We start from the raw sequence: 14,995 nt of genomic DNA, 5'->3' as shown, positions 1-14,995 counted from the left end.
GGCCAACCCCACTCCGCCGCCGACCGTCGCCACCGCAGACCCTCAGAAGCCCGACGACAAGCCCGAGTCCCCCGAGGCCCCACCGCCCTCCACCGAGGAGGAGCCGGACTCGAACACGGCGGAGACTGCGCCGCCCGAGCCGCCTCCCGCGCCCAGGAAGGTCGCCGCCATCTTCGAGGGGCGGGACGGGGCGGAGATTTCCATGAATGGCAAGAGCCTGGGGCGCACTCCGTCCGCCCGGGCCGCCAACCTGGAAGCGGGGAAGAAGTACAAGTTCACGGCGAAGCTCGCCGGCTACAAGCCGTACACGGGAGAGTTCACGGCCGACGGCAGCGATACGGAGATGACGGTCGCCTTCGACCTCACGAAGGAGCAGGACCGTCCCCAGCCGCCGCCGCGCGAGCCGCGTCCCACCCCCAGGCCCCCTCCGGCGCAGACCACCGTGAAGCCGAGCAAGGCCACGGGTAAGTTCGCCTGCAGCACCAAGCCCGCGGGCGCGGAAATCATCGTCGACGGCAAGAAGATGAACCGCCAGACGCCCGTGCCGTTGAGTGCTCCGCTGACGCTGCCGGTGGGCAACCGCAAGGTCTCCTTCCGGCTCAACGGCAAGACGACCAAGCCCGTCACGGTGACCATCGTCGAGAACGAACTCGTCAAGCTGCTCAACGTGCCTATCGAGTGAGGAAGCGGGCATCCGGAGCCCCCTCCGATTGTTGGATGAAAGGGGGCTCCGGCGCGGTATGACGCCCGCCCGCAACGCTGCACGCTAAGGTGATGCGCCATGCAAACGACGCCTATTCGGAGCAAGGCCGAGGCCGGTCCTGCTCAACAGCCCTTCACGTACCCGCTCCGCAAGGAGTTCGTTGAACCCGACTGGCGTCGCATCCCCGGGTACAAGGACGTCACCGAGGCGGAGTGGGAGAGCTCCGTCTGGCAGCGCAAGCACACCGTCAAGAACCTCAAGGAGCTGAAGGCGGCCCTCGGGCCCCTGCTGCCGGAGGACCTCGCGGCGAGCATCGAGCGCGACCAGCGGGAGCGGGCGACCATGTCGCTGCTCATCCCGCCGCAGATGCTCAACACGATGAACCTGCAGGACCTGTGGAATGACCCGGTGCGTCGTTACATGCTGCCGGCATTCGCGGACCGCCTGACGGAATGGCCCAACCACCCCAAGGCCAGCCGCGACAGCCTCCACGAGGCGGACATGTGGGTCGTCGAGGGCCTCACCCACCGGTACCCCACCAAGGTGCTGGCGGAGATGCTGCCCACCTGCCCGCAGTACTGCGGCCACTGCACCCGCATGGACCTGGTCGGCAACGACGTGCCCCAGGTGCAGAAGCACAAGTTCGGCATCGGCCAGAAGGAGCGGTACGAGCAGATGCTCGAGTACCTGCGCCGCACGCCGACGGTGCGCGACGTGGTCGTCTCCGGCGGCGACATCGCCAACCTGCCCATCCAGTCGCTCGAGCCGTTCGTCAGCGCGCTGATGGACATCCCGAACATCCGGGACATCCGCCTGGCCAGCAAGGGGCTGATGGCCATTCCCCAGCACTTCCTCCAGGACCAGGTGCTCGCGGGGCTGGACCGGCTGGCGAAGAAGGCCGTGGAGCGCGGCGTGGACCTGGCGCTGCACACGCACGTCAACAGCGCGCAGCAGCTCACGCCGCTGGTGGGCAAGGCGGTGCGCAAGCTGCTCGACATGGGCTTCCGCGACGTGCGCAACCAGGGCGTGCTGCTGCGCGGGGTCAACGACACGCCGCAGGCCCTGCTGGACCTGTGCTTCACGCTGCTCGACCACGCGAAGATCCTGCCGTACTACTTCTACATGTGCGACATGATCCCCAACAGCGAGCACTGGCGGCTGTCGGTGGACAAGGCGCAGAAGCTCCAGCACGACATCATGGGCTACATGCCGGGCTTCGCCACGCCGCGCATCGTCTGTGACGTGCCCTTCGTGGGGAAGCGCTGGGTGCACCAGGTGGCGGAGTACGACCGCGAGCGCGGCATCTCCTACTGGACCAAGAACTACCGGACGGGCATCGAGGCGAACGACCCCGAGGCGCTCAACCGGAAGTACGAGTACTTCGACCCCATCGACACGCTGCCGGAGGCCGGCCAGGCGTGGTGGCGGGAGCAGCAGAAGGCCGCGTGATGGACTCCTCGGCGCTTCCGGCGACGCTTCCGCCGGAGCCTGGCACCTCGCCGCGTCCCTCGCTCAGTGCCGAGGGACGCCGGCGCCTGTTCCCCTCCGCCACCGACGCGGAGTGGGCGGACTGGCGCTGGCACCAGCGGCATGCGGTGCGAGGCCTGGAGCAGCTCGAACGCTACGTGCCGCTGACGTCCGACGAGCGCGCCGGCGTGCAGGAGACGTCCGCGCTGTTCCGCATCGGCATCAGCCCGTACTACCTGTCGCTCATCGACCCGGAGCACCCGTTCTGCCCGGTGCGCATGCAGTCCATCCCCGTGAGGGCCGAGGCGCGCATCCGTCCGGGCGAGCTGGCCGACCCGCTCGGTGAGGACAAGACGCGTCCCGAGGAGTGCATCGTCCACAAGTATCCGGACCGGGTGCTCTTCCTCGCGCTCGACACGTGCTCCGTCTACTGCCGGCACTGCACGCGGCGGCGCATCACCCAGGGCGGGGTGGCGGAGCTCTCCAAGGAACAGATGCGCCGGGGCATCGAGTACGTCCGGCGCCACCCCGAGGTGCGCGACGTGCTCATCTCCGGTGGGGACCCGTTCCTGCTGAGCGAGGCCCGGCTGGAGGAGCTGCTCGGGCCGCTGAGCGAGATTCCCCACGTGGAGATGATTCGCATCGGCACGCGCGTCCCGGTGGTGCTGCCCATGCGCGTCACCGACGCGCTGGCGAGCACCCTGCGGCGCCATGCGCCGGTCTTCGTCGTCACCCACTTCAACCACCCGAAGGAAGTGACGCCCGAGGCGCGAGAGGCGTGTGAGCGACTGGTGGACCACGGCGTGCCGGTGGAGAACCAGGCCGTGCTGATGCGGCGGATCAACTCCGACGCGCGCATCATCAAGGAGCTGTCACACCTGCTGCTGCGCAGCCGCGTGCGGCCGTACTACCTGCACCAGATGGACGTGGCCGAGGGCTGCGAGCACCTGCGCACGCCCATCGCCAAGGGGCTGGAGATCCTCCAGCAGCTCCGCGGGCACACCACCGGCCTCGCCGTGCCCCACCTCGCGGTGGACCTGCCCGGCGGCGGCGGCAAGGTGACGCTCCAGCCGGACTACGTCGTCGAGCGCGGCGAGCGCGAGACGGTGTTCCGCAACTACAAGGGCGAGCACTACGCCTACCCGGAGCCCGAGGAGACCGACTGCGCGTGCCCGTACGAGGACGTGTGGCAGGCCCGGGCCCGCGAGTACGGCTACCGCAAGGGCTGAAGGGCAGGGCGGCGACTCCGGCGTCTCAGGAGTCGTCGCCCGAGCTGCGCCGCCGCTTCACCACGCGCTTCTTCTTCACGGCGCCCTCGCCGGAGCTGGCGCGCGCCGTCGGCCGCTTCGCGGGCTTCGGCTGCCCCATCAGCGCATTGTACTCCTGCATCACGGCGTCGACCTCGGCCTCTTCGCTGGCGGGCGCCGCCGCACCCGGGACGCCCACGTCGACGACGGGCTCGGCGCCCTCGGCGACCTCCAGCTCCACGGGCTCTTCGTCGCTGATGCCCAGCTGGACGGGGACGTCCTCGGGGGCCTTCTCACCCGCCGGCGCGGGCGCCTTCGCGGCGGCCTGGGCCCGCTCCTCCAGCCGCTTCTCCTCGGCCTTGGCGCGGACGTTGTCCTCGGGACGCATCCGCGCCTCGTAGCGCGCGTACTCCTTGGCCGACACGCCGTGCTTCTCCAGCACCGCCGCCGTCGCGGACTGCTGCTTGTCGATGGCCTGCGCGCGCTCCTCGCTGCTCATCTCCGAGGGCTTGCGGTTGCCGAACTCCTCGTTCACCTTCGCCACCGCCTGCGTCTCGTCGTGGCGGATCTGCGCCACCTTCTCCGGCGTCAGCTCGGCGCCTTCTTGCGCGCGGGCCATGCTCGGCAGGACGAGCCACGAAGCGGCCAGCAGCAACGGGATACGGGTGGACATGGGGGAACCTCGGTCGGTACGGTGACTATCTAAGCACGGTGGCCCTGGGGGCGCACGATTGGGGGACAGGGCGACTCAGCCGCCGCACCGCGTGCAGCCGTCCTTCGAGCTGGAGCACTGCTCACGGCCCTGGGCGCAGCGCGGCGGCAGGTCGTCCCGGTCCGGGTGGCGCTCCACCAGCGAGCACAGCTCCTCCGCCACCGCGCAGGTCCGCGTGGCCACGTCGCACTCGTCCGCGCAGGACAGGCCTTCCTGCTGGGCGCGGGCGTTCAGCTCCTCCAGCCTCGCCGAGGCCGAGTCGATGGCCGCGTCGTCATCCCCGGCGACGCGGGTGTCCACGTTCTTCGCGCAGCCAGCCAGGGCGAGGCCGGCCAGGAGCAGCAGCAGGGCAGGGGAGGGAGCACGCATGGCCCCACCCATATGCGCCCCCGAGCCGTTCCGTCCAGCGCCAGCGCCCGGGCCTCAGCGCTCCGCGGGCGTGGTGTGCACCGGAGGGTTCGGACGCCGGGGAGGCTCGTCCGCCCGAGACAGATACAGGTACGCGGTGAGCGCCAGCAGCGCGGCCACCGCGAGCCGCCGCAGCAGGTCCTCCCGGCGCCGGCCCGGTGACGCCGCGTCCTCCCGCGCCGCCGCCTCCATGCCCGCGGCCACCTCGGCCCCGTCATCTCGCAGTCGCTGGCACAGCTCCACCACGGGCACCAGCGCCGTGGGGAACCGGGCGTCCTCCCGCCCCAGCGCCTTCGACAGCATCCGCGCCCAGGCCGCCTCTTCCTCCTCCCCGGCCGGCTCGCGCGCGGGCAGCCCCACCTCCCGTGCCAGCGAGAGGGCCGCGCGCAGCAGCAGCACCGAGAACGCCTCCTCCGAAACGCCGTAGAACGCCGCGCACTCCTTCAGGGGGCGGTCCTGCACCAGCCGGCGCACGAGCAGCGCGGACGGGCGGGGCTCCAGCGCTCGCAGGGCCGCGATGAGGGCACGAGGGGACAGGCGGGAGGCGTCGGGCACGGAGGACGTCACGGGTGCGGCATTCTCCTCCATCCGCCGGCCGTTTTCTTGAGGCGCGTACCCACGCACCTACACTTCCCGTCCATGTTGCGACCTGTTGCGCTCGTCCTGCTGCTGCTCGCCCCGCTGCGCGCGCTCGCCGTGGAGACCCTTCGCATCGCCATCGAGGACACCGGCGGTGAGGTGAAGGTGAGCGGCCGCGGGCTCGCCTTCGGCCCCGACAGCGAGGACGCCTCCTTCGTCCCCATTCCCTCCGGACAGGCCGTCATCCGGCGCCGGGGCGCGAAGCTGGAGGTCAATGGCGCGCCCGTCGTGGACGGCTCGGTACGCTTCCGCGCCGGTGCCGCCGCCTCCAGCGACGCCGGGGTCCCCGGCGATGAGCCCATCAAGGCCGGCGGCGCCCAGGTGCGCGGCGACGTCGTCGTCCGCCCCTACCGCGACGGACTCCAGCTCATCAACGTCATCCCCCTGGAGGACTACCTCGCCGCGGTGCTCGGCAGCGAGATGCCCGTGTCCTTCCCGCCCGAGGCCCTCAAGGCCCAGGCCGTGGCCGCCCGCACCTACGCCCTGCACAAGAAGCTGGAGGCCTACAGCAACGCCTTCCACCTCGGCAGCAGCGTGCTCCACCAGGTGTACGGCGGCGTCAACCGCGAGGACCCGCGCACCCTGGCCGCCGTGGAGGCCACCCGCGGCCAGGTGCTCACCTACGAGCTGGCCCCCATCGAGGCCTACTTCCACGCCTCCTGCGGTGGCCGCACCGAGTCCGGCCACGACGCACTCCAGCGCGACCTCCCGTACCTCCAGCCCGTCGACTGCCCCTGCGGCAAGCTGCCCGCCAGCCGGTGGAAGGCCTCCATGTCCGACGCCGAGGTGAAGTCCGCCCTCAAGCACCCCGCCCAGGGCCTGCGCGTGTCGGGCCGTACGCCCACCCGAAGGGTGCTGAGCGTCACCCTCGGCGATGGCGCCTCGATGGGCGGGGTGGAGCTGCGGCGGCGGCTCGGCTACACGCGCCTCAAGAGTCTGGACTTCGAGGTGGAGCGCACCGACCGGGGTTATGTGTTCTCCGGACGCGGTTATGGCCACGGGGCCGGTTTCTGCCAGTGGGGCGCGAAGGCGCTCGCCGACGATGGCTGGGACTACCAGGAGATTCTTTCCCACTACTACCCCGGAGCCGAGCTGCAGCAGCTCTACTGAGGTCCCCGTCACCGACGCGCTTTCCGCGGCGGCGCGGGGGCTGCTACAAGCGCCAACCCCGTGTCGTCCCGCCTCTCTGACTACGATTTCGAGCTGCCCGAGTCCCAGATCGCCCAGGCCCCCCTGGCCGAGCGGGACGCCTCGCGCCTGATGACCGTGAGCCGGTCCACGGGCGCCTGGTCCCACCGCCGCTTCACCGACCTGACGGAGCTGCTACGGCCGGGCGACCTGCTCGTCCTCAACGACGCCCGCGTCATCCCCGCGCGCCTGCTCGGCCAGAAGGCCGGCACCGGCGGCCGCGTGGAGCTGCTGGTGGTGCGCCCCGCCGCCTCCACGCTCACCTCGGCCGCGCTCTCCAGCGCCCCCGAGTCGCTCGAGTGGATCTGCCTGGGTCAGGCCTCCAAGGGGCTCAAGCCCTCGCAGCGCCTCTCCTTCGCGGGCGGCCTGGAGGCGGAGGTGCTGGAGTCGCTCGGCGGTGGCGAGTACCGCGTGCGCTTCCACGCGGCCCCGGGTGCCTCGCTGGCCTCGCTGCTGGAGGAGGCCGGGCGCCTGCCGCTGCCCCCGTACATCACCCGCGAGCCCGACGCCGCGGACGCCGAGCGCTACCAGACCGTGTACGCGCGCGCCGCTGGCGCCGTGGCCGCGCCCACCGCCGGCCTGCACTTCACGCCGGCCCTCTTCGACGCGCTGGAGGCCAAGGGGGTGGTGCGCGAGCTGGTGACGTTGGACGTCGGGCCGGGCACCTTCCTGCCGGTGCGCGAGGAAGAGCTGGACCGGCACCACATGCACCCGGAGCGCTACACCGTGCCCGAGGCCACCGCGAAGGCCGTCAACGCGGCCCGCGCCGAGGGCCGGCGCGTGGTGGCGGTGGGCACCACGGTGGTGCGCACGCTGGAGTCCGCCACGGACCCCCAGACGGGCCGGCTGCGCGAGGGCCCCGGCGAGACGCGGCTCTTCATCCGCCCCGGCTTCACCTTCCGCCAGGTGGACGTGCTCCTCACCAACTTCCACCTCCCGCGCTCCACGCTGGTGGTGCTGGTGAGCGCGCTGCTGGGCCGCGAGCGCACGCTGGCGGCCTACGCGGAGGCGGTGCGCGCGGGCTACCGGTTCTTCAGTTACGGCGACGCCATGCTGGTGTCGGAGTGAGCACCATGGACGCAGAGCGGCAGGCAGGGCAGCGGGGCGAGAAGGGTGACTCTCGGGTGGCACCGGGGCTGGTGCGCTTCGAGTTGCTCCACGAGGACAAGGGCACGAAGGCACGCCGCGGCCGGCTGCACACGCCGCACGGGCCCGTGGAGACGCCCATCTTCATGCCCGTGGGCACCGTGGGCAGCGTCAAGGGCGTGGGGCCGGATGACCTGCTCACGCTCGACGCGCAGATCATCCTCGGCAACACCTACCACCTGATGCTCCGCCCCGGCGAGGCGCTGGTGGGCGAGCTGGGCGGCCTGCACCAGTTCGTCTCCTGGAACCGGCCCATGCTCACCGACAGCGGCGGCTTCCAGGTCTTCAGCCTCTCCGAGAAGCGCAAAATCACGGAGGAGGGCGCCGCCTTCCAGTCGCACCTGGACGGCGCGCGGCACTTCCTGTCGCCCGAGCGCTCCATCGAAATCCAGGAGACGCTGGGCGCCGACATCATCATGGCCTTCGACGAGTGCCCGCCCTCCACGTCGGACCGGGCCTACCTGGAGCAGTCGCTGGCGCGCACCACCCGCTGGCTGCACCGCTGCGAGAAGGCCTGGAGCCGCGGGCGCTCGTCCCTCTTCGGCATCGTCCAGGGGGCCCTCCACGAGGACCTCCGCAAGCGCCACGCGGAGGAGGTGTGCGCGGTGGACCTGCCGGGCTACGCGCTGGGGGGCTACTCGGTGGGCGAGGCCCCCGAGGCCATGCACGCCAGCGTGGCGTACTCGGCGCCGCTGCTGCCGCGCGACAAGCCGCGCTACCTCATGGGGGTGGGCACGCCCATCGACCTGGTCACCTGCGTGGAGGCCGGCGTGGACATGTTCGATTGCGTGCTGCCCACCCGTTGCGCACGCAACGGCCTGCTCTTCACCTCGGAGGGCAAGCTCGTCATTCGCAACGCGTCATTCGCGAAGGACCCCCGGCCGGTGGACCCTGCGTGCAACTGCTACACCTGCCGCAATTTCAGCAGGGCCTACCTCCGGCACCTCTTCGCCGCGGGGGAAATCCTAGCCATGCGGCTCAACACGATTCACAACCTCCACTACTTCCTGGGGCTGATGGCGGAGGTCCGCCGTGCTGTGTCGGAAGACCGCTTCGCCGCCTTTGCCCGGGAATTCCGTGAGCGCTCCCGCGCTCAGGAGACCGAGCGGACCCGTGGCCGCTGAGCGGCCGGATGGATTGCCGGGCTTCCCGCGTTCACTTGCTCACATGGGGCCCCCTTGCTAAGAGGGCCCCCTTTCGGATGGGTTCCTCGGGCAGTGTGGGGGGCCCCCCATCCCAAGCCATCCTCAACCGACGAGGCAGTTGTGGCTGAGAGCTTTCTGATTCTGGCGCAGGCCGGGGCCGGCGGTAACCCGCTCGGCACCCTGGGCTTCCTGGTCGTGCTCGTGGCGATCATGTACTTCGTGATGATCCGCCCGCAGCAGAAGCAGTTGAAGGCGCACCGAGAGCTGTTGGGTGCGCTGAAGAAGGGCGATGAGGTCATCACCTCGGGCGGAATGCTCGGGCGGATCCACCTCGTCGACGAGCGGACCGTGACGCTGGAAGTCGCCAGCGGCGTGCGCATCCGCGTCCTCAAGACGGCCATCAGCGCGAAGGGCACTGTGGCGGAAGGCCCGCAGGCTGTGACGGCGGGCGACGAGAAGAAGAAGGAGGAGAAGTAAATGAACCGCGGCTGGTGGTGGAAGTTTGGACTGATTGTCGCGGTGACGCTGGGGACCATCTGGTTCCTCATTCCGACGTATTACTCGCTCGTGGTCATGGACCGCGACCAGCGCAACAACCTGGCACTGCTCGAGGAGCGGATGCCGTCGTGGGCGCCTCCCGCGAAGTACCGCCTCAATCTGGGGCTGGACCTTCAGGGCGGCATCCACATGGTGATGCGGGTCGACACCAAGACCGCGCTCCAGAAGCGCACCGAGCGCCGGGGTCAGCAGATCGCCAGCTATGTCAATGACAAGAAGCTGGGCGAGGTGACCTCGGATACGGACCCGGAGAAGCTCCAGCTCACCCTGACGGCCAAGGACCCTGCGACGATGGACGCCATCGAGAAGGAAGTCCTGGCCACCTTCACGGATTTCACCCGCGTGAGCCGCAGTGGCGGCACGCTGGTGCTCGCTCCGGACGAGGGCCAGACGAACTTCTTCCGCGAGGACGCGGTCAACCAGGCGATGCTCGTCATCCGCCGCCGCATCGACAAGTGGGGCGTGGCGGAAGTGGACGTGCGCAAGCTGGGCACCGACTCCATCCAGATTTCGCTGCCGGGCCGCAGCAACCCCGAGCAGGCCAAGGAGCTGGTGGGCACCACCGCGCAGCTCGAGTTCCGGATGGTGGACGACACCAACCCGCAGTTCTTCGCCCAGATGTTCCAGCAGAACCCGCCGCCGCAGGGCAGCAACATCACCCTGACGGAGGAGGGTGGTTTCCCGCAGCTGTCCTCGCCGTCGCGCGAGGCCCTGCTGGAGTACGTCAAGGGCAAGGTGCCGGACAACCGCGTGGTGCTCACCGAGTGCATCGCGGACCCGGTGCGCAAGAACGACTGCGCCGCGTACCGCAGCTACCTCGTGGAGGAGAACGTGCCGCTGACGGGCGAGAGCCTGGCGGGCGCGGACGCCTCGCTCAGCCAGCTCAACGAGCCGGAGGTGAACCTCGCCTTCGACCCGGCGGGCGCGCGCGAGTTCGAGAAGCTCACCGAGGCGGGCGTGGGCAGGCGCATGGCCATCGTGCTGGACGACAACGTCCACACCGCGCCGAACATCAACGAGAAGATTGGCGGCGGCCGGGCCCGCATCACCATGGGCCGCATGGGCGCGCGCACCTTCGAGGAGTGGCTGGGCGAGGCGCAGACGCTGGCGCTGGTGCTCAAGGCCGGCGCGCTGCCGGCGCCCGTGACGGTTGGCGAAATCCGTCAGGTGGGCGCCAGCCTGGGTGACGAGCTCATCAAGAAGGGCGGCATGGCCGCGCTGCTGGGCATGGGCCTCGTCCTCCTGTTCATGGCCGCCTACTACAAGAAGTCCGGTATCATCGCGAACCTGGCGCTCGTGCTGAACGGCCTGCTCATCCTGGCGGGGCTGGCGCTCTTCAACGCCACGTTGACGCTGCCCGGCATCGCCGGCTTCGTGCTGACGCTGGGCGTGGCGGTGGACGCCAACGTGCTCATCAACGAGCGCATCCGCGAGGAGCTGGGGCACGGCAAGACGGCCCGGGCGGCGGTGGACCAGGGCTATGACCGCGCGTTCTGGACCATCTTCGACTCGCACGTCACGGCGCTCATCGCCGCGTTCATCCTGTTCTTCACCGGCACCGGTCCCATCCGGGGCTTCGCCACGACGCTCATCATCGGCCTGCTGGCGTCGCTGTTCACGTCCATCGTGGTGACGCGTACCTTCATGACCTACTTCGTCCACGGCCGTAACGCGCAGACGGTGTCGGTCTGACCGGCTCCAGTACGGGAACCCCTGCCATGCAGATTCTCAAGAACAAGACGAACATCGACTTCATCGGCAAGCGCAAGCCGGCCGTGTTCCTCTCCACCATCATCAACCTGGCCATCATCGTGGGGATTGCCGCGTTCGGGTTCAACCTGGGCGTGGACTTCGCGGGCGGCACGGTGGTGGAGCTGAAGTTCAATCATTCCATCACCGCCGAGGAGGTTCGTCAGCGCGCGCAGAAGGGCGGGCTGGAGGACGTGAGCGTCCAGAACATCGGCGGGGCGGACGAGAACTCGTTCCTCCTGCGCATGGGCGGCGTCACGCAGCTCAACGAGGAGAGCGCCACCAAGGCCCGCGCGGCCATCGAGGGCCTGGGCAACGTCCGCAACGTGTACCCGGACCTGGCCAACGGCATCGTCAACTTCCGCTCGGCCACCGCGCTGACGCCCGACGCCATCAAGAAGGCGGTGGAGGGCACCGGCACCGGCGTGCAGGAGGTGCGCGAGCTGGGCGAGGCGCAGGGCGGCGGCTTCGACTACCAGGTGGTGGCCAGCGGAATGGCGGACAAGGTGTACTCCGCGCTGGGCCAGGGCCTGGAGAAGCCGGACTTCGAGCAGCGCCGCGTGGACTACGTGGGCCCGCAGGTGGGCAAGCAGCTGCGCAACCGCGGCATCATGGCGCTGCTGTACTCCATGGTGGCCATCCTCATCTACGTGGCGTTCCGGTTCGACTTCAAGTTCGGCCCGGGCGCGCTGCTGGCCATGGTGCACGACGTCATCATGGTGGCGGGCTACTACCTGGTGACCCGTCGCGAGTTCAACCTCACGTCCATCGCCGTGCTGCTGACCGTCGTCGGCTACTCGGTGAACGACACCATCGTCATCTACGACCGCATCCGCGAGGACATGGCCAAGTTCAAGGGCAAGCCCTTCGCCGAGGTCATCAACATCGCCATCAACGACACGGTGGGCCGCACCATCCTCACCTCGCTCACCACGGCGCTGTCGCTCATCGGTCTGCTCATCTTCGGCGTGGGCGAGATCTTCGACTTCGCCGCGGCCATGCTGGTGGGCATCGTCGTGGGCGTGTACTCGACCATCTACATCGCCAGCCCGCTGACCATCTGGCTGGACGAGCGCGCCGCGGCGAAGGAAGCCCGTCAGGCCGGCCCCATCGACCAGCAGCCGAAGGCGGCGTGAGCCACCCGCGCCCGTAGCTCCGGCGCGGTGACACGACGAGGGCCCTCCTCCCGGAGCATGGGAGGCAGGGCCCTCGGTGTTTTTCAGGGCCTCTAGAAGCGCGCGCCCAGCGTCAGCGAGGCGTCCAGCAGGCCGCCGTCGGTGTCGACGTCGGGGGTGTCCTGGGCCCAGTCCTCGCTCAGGAGCACGCGGTACGTGGTCCGGAAGCCCGCGGTGAGGGCGCCGCTGTTGAACTCGATGCCGGCCGCCAGGGGGACCTCCTGCATCGTGTCCGAGCCGTAGAAGTCCGCGCCCTGTCCCCGCACGTCCACGTAGGAAATGCCCAGGCCGGCGCCCACGAAGGGCCGCACGGCGGTGAGGAAGGGCGGAGACACCTTGAGCAGCGCGCTGCCGCCCTGGCGCACGAGCGAGGGGCCCTCCAGCAGGCGGGTATCCTCGATGCCGTTCTGCGAGCCCTCGTACCCGAGTTCGAAGCCGAGGAAGGTGGTGGGCTGCACGTTGAGCGTCACGCCCCACGCGGGGCCGGTATCGGTGAGGTCGCCCAGGCCGCCCGTGTAGTCGCCCACGCCGCCGCGCAGGAACACGTTGACGTCTCCGCGATTGCCCTCCCTGCGCTCCTGGGCGGACGCGGTGCCAGCGGCCGTCAGGGCCAGCGCCACCACACCCGCCGTGATTCCTCTTGGAAGCATTGCCGTTCTCCTGTCAGGTGGTGTGCGGCTCAAGCTGTGCACCGGCGGTTGCCCGTGTGCTCTCAAGCAGGCAGGACGGCAAGCGCACGCCTGTACGTCCGTTCAGGAAGGGAAAGGTCGTGCCCAAGGTTGACCTTCCCTCGTCAGACGTCTGAGGTACTGTCTGCATGTCAAGAATTCGTCCCGGTTACCTCCCCAGTGGGGCGGTCCGAGGAGGAGCACTTCGCGTGCGGTGGTTGCTTCCAGACGTGGTCGAGGAAGAGGTGGCGTCCCTGTCCGGGGAGCTGTCGCTGCATCCGCTCGCGGCGAAGGTGCTGCTGCATCGCGGGTACCGGACCCCGGAGTCCGCCGCCGCGTTCCTGTCCGACAAGCTGGCCGACCTGCCGGACCCGTTCCGGATGAAGGGGATGCCGGCGGCGGTGGAGCGCCTGACGCGCGCGCTGCGCAACCGCGAGAAGGTCACCCTCTACGGCGACTACGACGTGGACGGGGTGTGCTCCACGTCGCTGCTCTACCTGTTCCTCAAGGAGCTGGGCGCCCCACCGGCCACGTACATCCCCCACCGCCTGGACGAGGGCTACGGCCTCAACCTCGGCGCGGTGGAGCGCATCGCCGCGGACGGTACGCGGGTGCTGGTGACGCTGGACTGCGGCATCGCCTCGGTGGCGGAGATCACCCGCGCGAAGGAGCTGGGCCTGGACGTGGTGGTGGTGGACCACCACACGGTGCCGCCCACGCTGCCTCCGGCGGTGGCGGTGCTCAACCCGCACCAGCCCGGCTGTGAGTACCCCACCAAGGCGCTGTGCGCGGCGGGCGTGGCCTTCAACTTCTGCATGGGCATCCGCAAGCGGCTGCGCGAGGACGGCTTCTTCGCCACCCGCAAGGAGCCCAACCTCCGCACGATGATGGACCTGGTGGCGCTGGCCACCGTGGCGGACGTGGTGCCCCTCACCGGCGCCAACCGCATCCTCGTGTCCCACGGCCTCCAGGAGCTGAGCGCCGGCCGCCGTCCGGGCGTGCGCGCCCTCAAGGAGGTGGCGGGCATGGACCCCGATGCCTCCGTCACCGCGGGCCAGGTGGGCTTCCGCCTGGGGCCCCGCATCAACGCCGCGGGCCGGCTGCATGACGCGTCGCTGGGACTGCAGCTGCTCTGCTCGGAGTCGCTGGAGTCCGCGCGCTCGCTGGCGGCGGTGTTGGACAGGGCCAACGCGGAGCGCCAGGGCATCGAGAGCCACATCCTCACGCAGGCGCTGGCGCAGGCCGAGTCCCGCAAGGACGCGCGCGGCTTCGTGCTCTACGACGAGGGCTGGCACCCGGGCGTCATCGGCATCGTCGCCTCGCGCGTGGTGGAGCGCTACCACCGGCCCACCGTCATGGTGGGCGTGAAGGACGGGGTGGGGAAGGGCTCGGCGCGCAGCATCGAGGCCTTCCACCTGTACGACGCACTCAGCGGGTGCTCGGAATTGCTGACGCGCTTCGGCGGGCACAAGCACGCCGCCGGCCTCACCGTGGACGCGGAGCGGCTGCCCGCCTTCCGCGACGCCTTCGAGAAGATTGCCCTTCAGCGCCTCACGCCGGAGGACCTCATCCCCCGGTGCCGGGTGGACGCGGTGGTGAATCCGCGCGAGCTGGACGCCCATGCCGTGGAGTCGCTCCAGCGCCTCGGGCCCTTCGGCCAGGGCAACCCGGAGCCGGTGCTGGTGCTACGCCGTCAGCTCGCCCGCCCGCGCGTGCTGCAGCCCAAGTCCGGTACGGGCAGCGGCCACCTCAAGCTGGCCCTGGCGGAGGCGCCGGAACTGGACGCCATCGGCTTCAACATGGCGGACCGCGTGCAGCTCGTGGAGGGGCCGGTGGACCTGGCCTTCCAGGCCGGCTTCGACACCTTCCGCGGCCAGCGCAAGCTGTCGCTGCGGCTCAAGGACGTGCGCAAGGCGGCGTGAGCGCCGCTTCACCGCGCGGGGCCTCTAGGCCAGGCCCCAGCGCACCCGGCCCGGCGTCATCAGCGCGCCCACGCGGGCCAACTCGTTGAGGCGGAAGCGCTCCGCCTGGCGCTCGAAGGTGTGGCGGCACCGCTCCGAGCAGAAGAAGTACCGGCGCTTCTTGTACTCCGCCGTGGGGCGGCCCTCCGGTGTGTCCAGCTGCTTCCCACACACGGGATCCCAGTGCTGTCCCTGTCCCTGCTGCACGCTCTTCATCATCCGCCTCCCC

At 70.1% G+C, this 14,995-nt stretch carries 15 protein-coding genes; 10 read left to right on the top strand and 5 right to left on the bottom strand.

Annotation, left to right across the window (positions count from 1 at the left end; genetic code table 11):
• The 3 genes from HG543_RS10265 to HG543_RS10255 all read left to right on the top strand — a co-directional run.
• Positions 1 to 682, top strand: a 682-nt coding sequence (locus HG543_RS10265) for a PEGA domain-containing protein (RefSeq protein WP_169344530.1), incomplete at its 5' end; no start/stop codon positions are given.
• A gap of 99 nt (positions 683 to 781) precedes the next feature.
• Positions 782 to 2,152 carry a KamA family radical SAM protein gene (locus tag HG543_RS10260; protein WP_169344529.1) on the top strand — a complete coding sequence of 457 codons (1,371 nt, stop codon included), beginning with the start codon at positions 782 to 784 and terminating at the stop codon, positions 2,150 to 2,152.
• Positions 2,152 to 3,399 carry a KamA family radical SAM protein gene (locus tag HG543_RS10255; RefSeq protein ID WP_169344528.1) on the top strand — a complete coding sequence of 416 codons (1,248 nt, stop codon included), beginning with the start codon at positions 2,152 to 2,154 and terminating at the stop codon, positions 3,397 to 3,399. Before HG543_RS10260 ends, HG543_RS10255 begins: the two co-directional genes overlap by 1 nt.
• 25 nt (positions 3,400 to 3,424) lie before the next feature.
• On the opposite strand, the gene HG543_RS10250 is transcribed toward HG543_RS10255, so the two are convergent.
• The 3 genes from HG543_RS10250 to HG543_RS10240 all read right to left on the bottom strand — a co-directional run bounded on the left by HG543_RS10250 (position 3,425) and on the right by HG543_RS10240 (position 5,104).
• The gene (locus tag HG543_RS10250) at positions 3,425 to 4,090 is read right to left on the bottom strand and encodes a hypothetical protein (protein ID WP_246356893.1); all 666 of its coding nucleotides are present in this window, start codon (positions 4,088 to 4,090) and stop codon (positions 3,425 to 3,427) included.
• Positions 4,091 to 4,165: 75 nt separating this feature from the next.
• Positions 4,166 to 4,498, bottom strand: a complete 333-nt coding sequence (locus HG543_RS10245) for a hypothetical protein (protein WP_246356892.1) — start codon at positions 4,496 to 4,498, stop codon at positions 4,166 to 4,168.
• 54 nt (positions 4,499 to 4,552) lie between these two features.
• Positions 4,553 to 5,104 carry a hypothetical protein gene (locus HG543_RS10240; RefSeq protein WP_343073313.1) on the bottom strand — a complete coding sequence of 184 codons (552 nt, stop codon included), beginning with the start codon at positions 5,102 to 5,104 and terminating at the stop codon, positions 4,553 to 4,555.
• A gap of 72 nt (positions 5,105 to 5,176) precedes the next feature.
• On the opposite strand from HG543_RS10240, the gene HG543_RS10235 reads away from it, so the two are divergent.
• The 6 genes from HG543_RS10235 (at position 5,177) to secF (ending at position 12,098) form a co-directional block, all read left to right on the top strand.
• Positions 5,177 to 6,286 carry a SpoIID/LytB domain-containing protein gene (locus HG543_RS10235; RefSeq protein WP_169344526.1) on the top strand — a complete coding sequence of 370 codons (1,110 nt, stop codon included), beginning with the start codon at positions 5,177 to 5,179 and terminating at the stop codon, positions 6,284 to 6,286.
• A 60-nt stretch (positions 6,287 to 6,346) separates the two neighbouring features.
• Complete coding sequence (queA, locus tag HG543_RS10230) at positions 6,347 to 7,432, top strand: tRNA preQ1(34) S-adenosylmethionine ribosyltransferase-isomerase QueA (RefSeq protein ID WP_169344525.1); 1,086 nt, start codon at positions 6,347 to 6,349, stop codon at positions 7,430 to 7,432.
• A 5-nt stretch (positions 7,433 to 7,437) separates the two neighbouring features.
• Positions 7,438 to 8,634, top strand: a complete 1,197-nt coding sequence (gene tgt / locus HG543_RS10225) for a tRNA guanosine(34) transglycosylase Tgt (RefSeq protein WP_169344524.1) — start codon at positions 7,438 to 7,440, stop codon at positions 8,632 to 8,634.
• Positions 8,635 to 8,775: 141 nt separating this feature from the next.
• Positions 8,776 to 9,132 (top strand): preprotein translocase subunit YajC, encoded by a 357-nt coding sequence (gene yajC / locus HG543_RS10220; RefSeq protein ID WP_169344523.1) that lies wholly within the window; start codon positions 8,776 to 8,778, stop codon positions 9,130 to 9,132.
• Positions 9,133 to 10,905 (top strand): protein translocase subunit SecD, encoded by a 1,773-nt coding sequence (secD, locus tag HG543_RS10215; protein ID WP_169344522.1) that lies wholly within the window; start codon positions 9,133 to 9,135, stop codon positions 10,903 to 10,905.
• 26 nt (positions 10,906 to 10,931) lie between these two features.
• Positions 10,932 to 12,098 carry a protein translocase subunit SecF gene (gene secF / locus HG543_RS10210; protein ID WP_169344521.1) on the top strand — a complete coding sequence of 389 codons (1,167 nt, stop codon included), beginning with the start codon at positions 10,932 to 10,934 and terminating at the stop codon, positions 12,096 to 12,098.
• Between the two features lie 92 nt (positions 12,099 to 12,190).
• On the opposite strand, the gene HG543_RS10205 is transcribed toward secF, so the two are convergent.
• Positions 12,191 to 12,787 (bottom strand): outer membrane beta-barrel protein, encoded by a 597-nt coding sequence (locus tag HG543_RS10205; RefSeq protein ID WP_169344520.1) that lies wholly within the window; start codon positions 12,785 to 12,787, stop codon positions 12,191 to 12,193.
• A 227-nt stretch (positions 12,788 to 13,014) separates the two neighbouring features.
• On the opposite strand from HG543_RS10205, the gene recJ reads away from it, so the two are divergent.
• The gene (gene recJ / locus HG543_RS10200; protein WP_169344519.1) at positions 13,015 to 14,727 is read left to right on the top strand and encodes a single-stranded-DNA-specific exonuclease RecJ; all 1,713 of its coding nucleotides are present in this window, start codon (positions 13,015 to 13,017) and stop codon (positions 14,725 to 14,727) included.
• 24 nt (positions 14,728 to 14,751) lie between these two features.
• Here recJ and HG543_RS10195 read toward each other — a convergent pair whose 3' ends face one another.
• Positions 14,752 to 14,982 (bottom strand): YHS domain-containing protein, encoded by a 231-nt coding sequence (locus tag HG543_RS10195; protein WP_169344531.1) that lies wholly within the window; start codon positions 14,980 to 14,982, stop codon positions 14,752 to 14,754.
• Positions 14,983 to 14,995 lie beyond the last annotated feature (13 nt).

Source organism: Pyxidicoccus fallax (assembly GCF_012933655.1).
In the GTDB taxonomy this organism is placed as follows: Bacteria; Myxococcota; Myxococcia; order Myxococcales; family Myxococcaceae; genus Myxococcus; species Myxococcus fallax.
The sequence above is the reverse complement of the archived record's forward strand: the minus strand, read 5'-3'. Positions and strand labels throughout refer to the sequence as shown.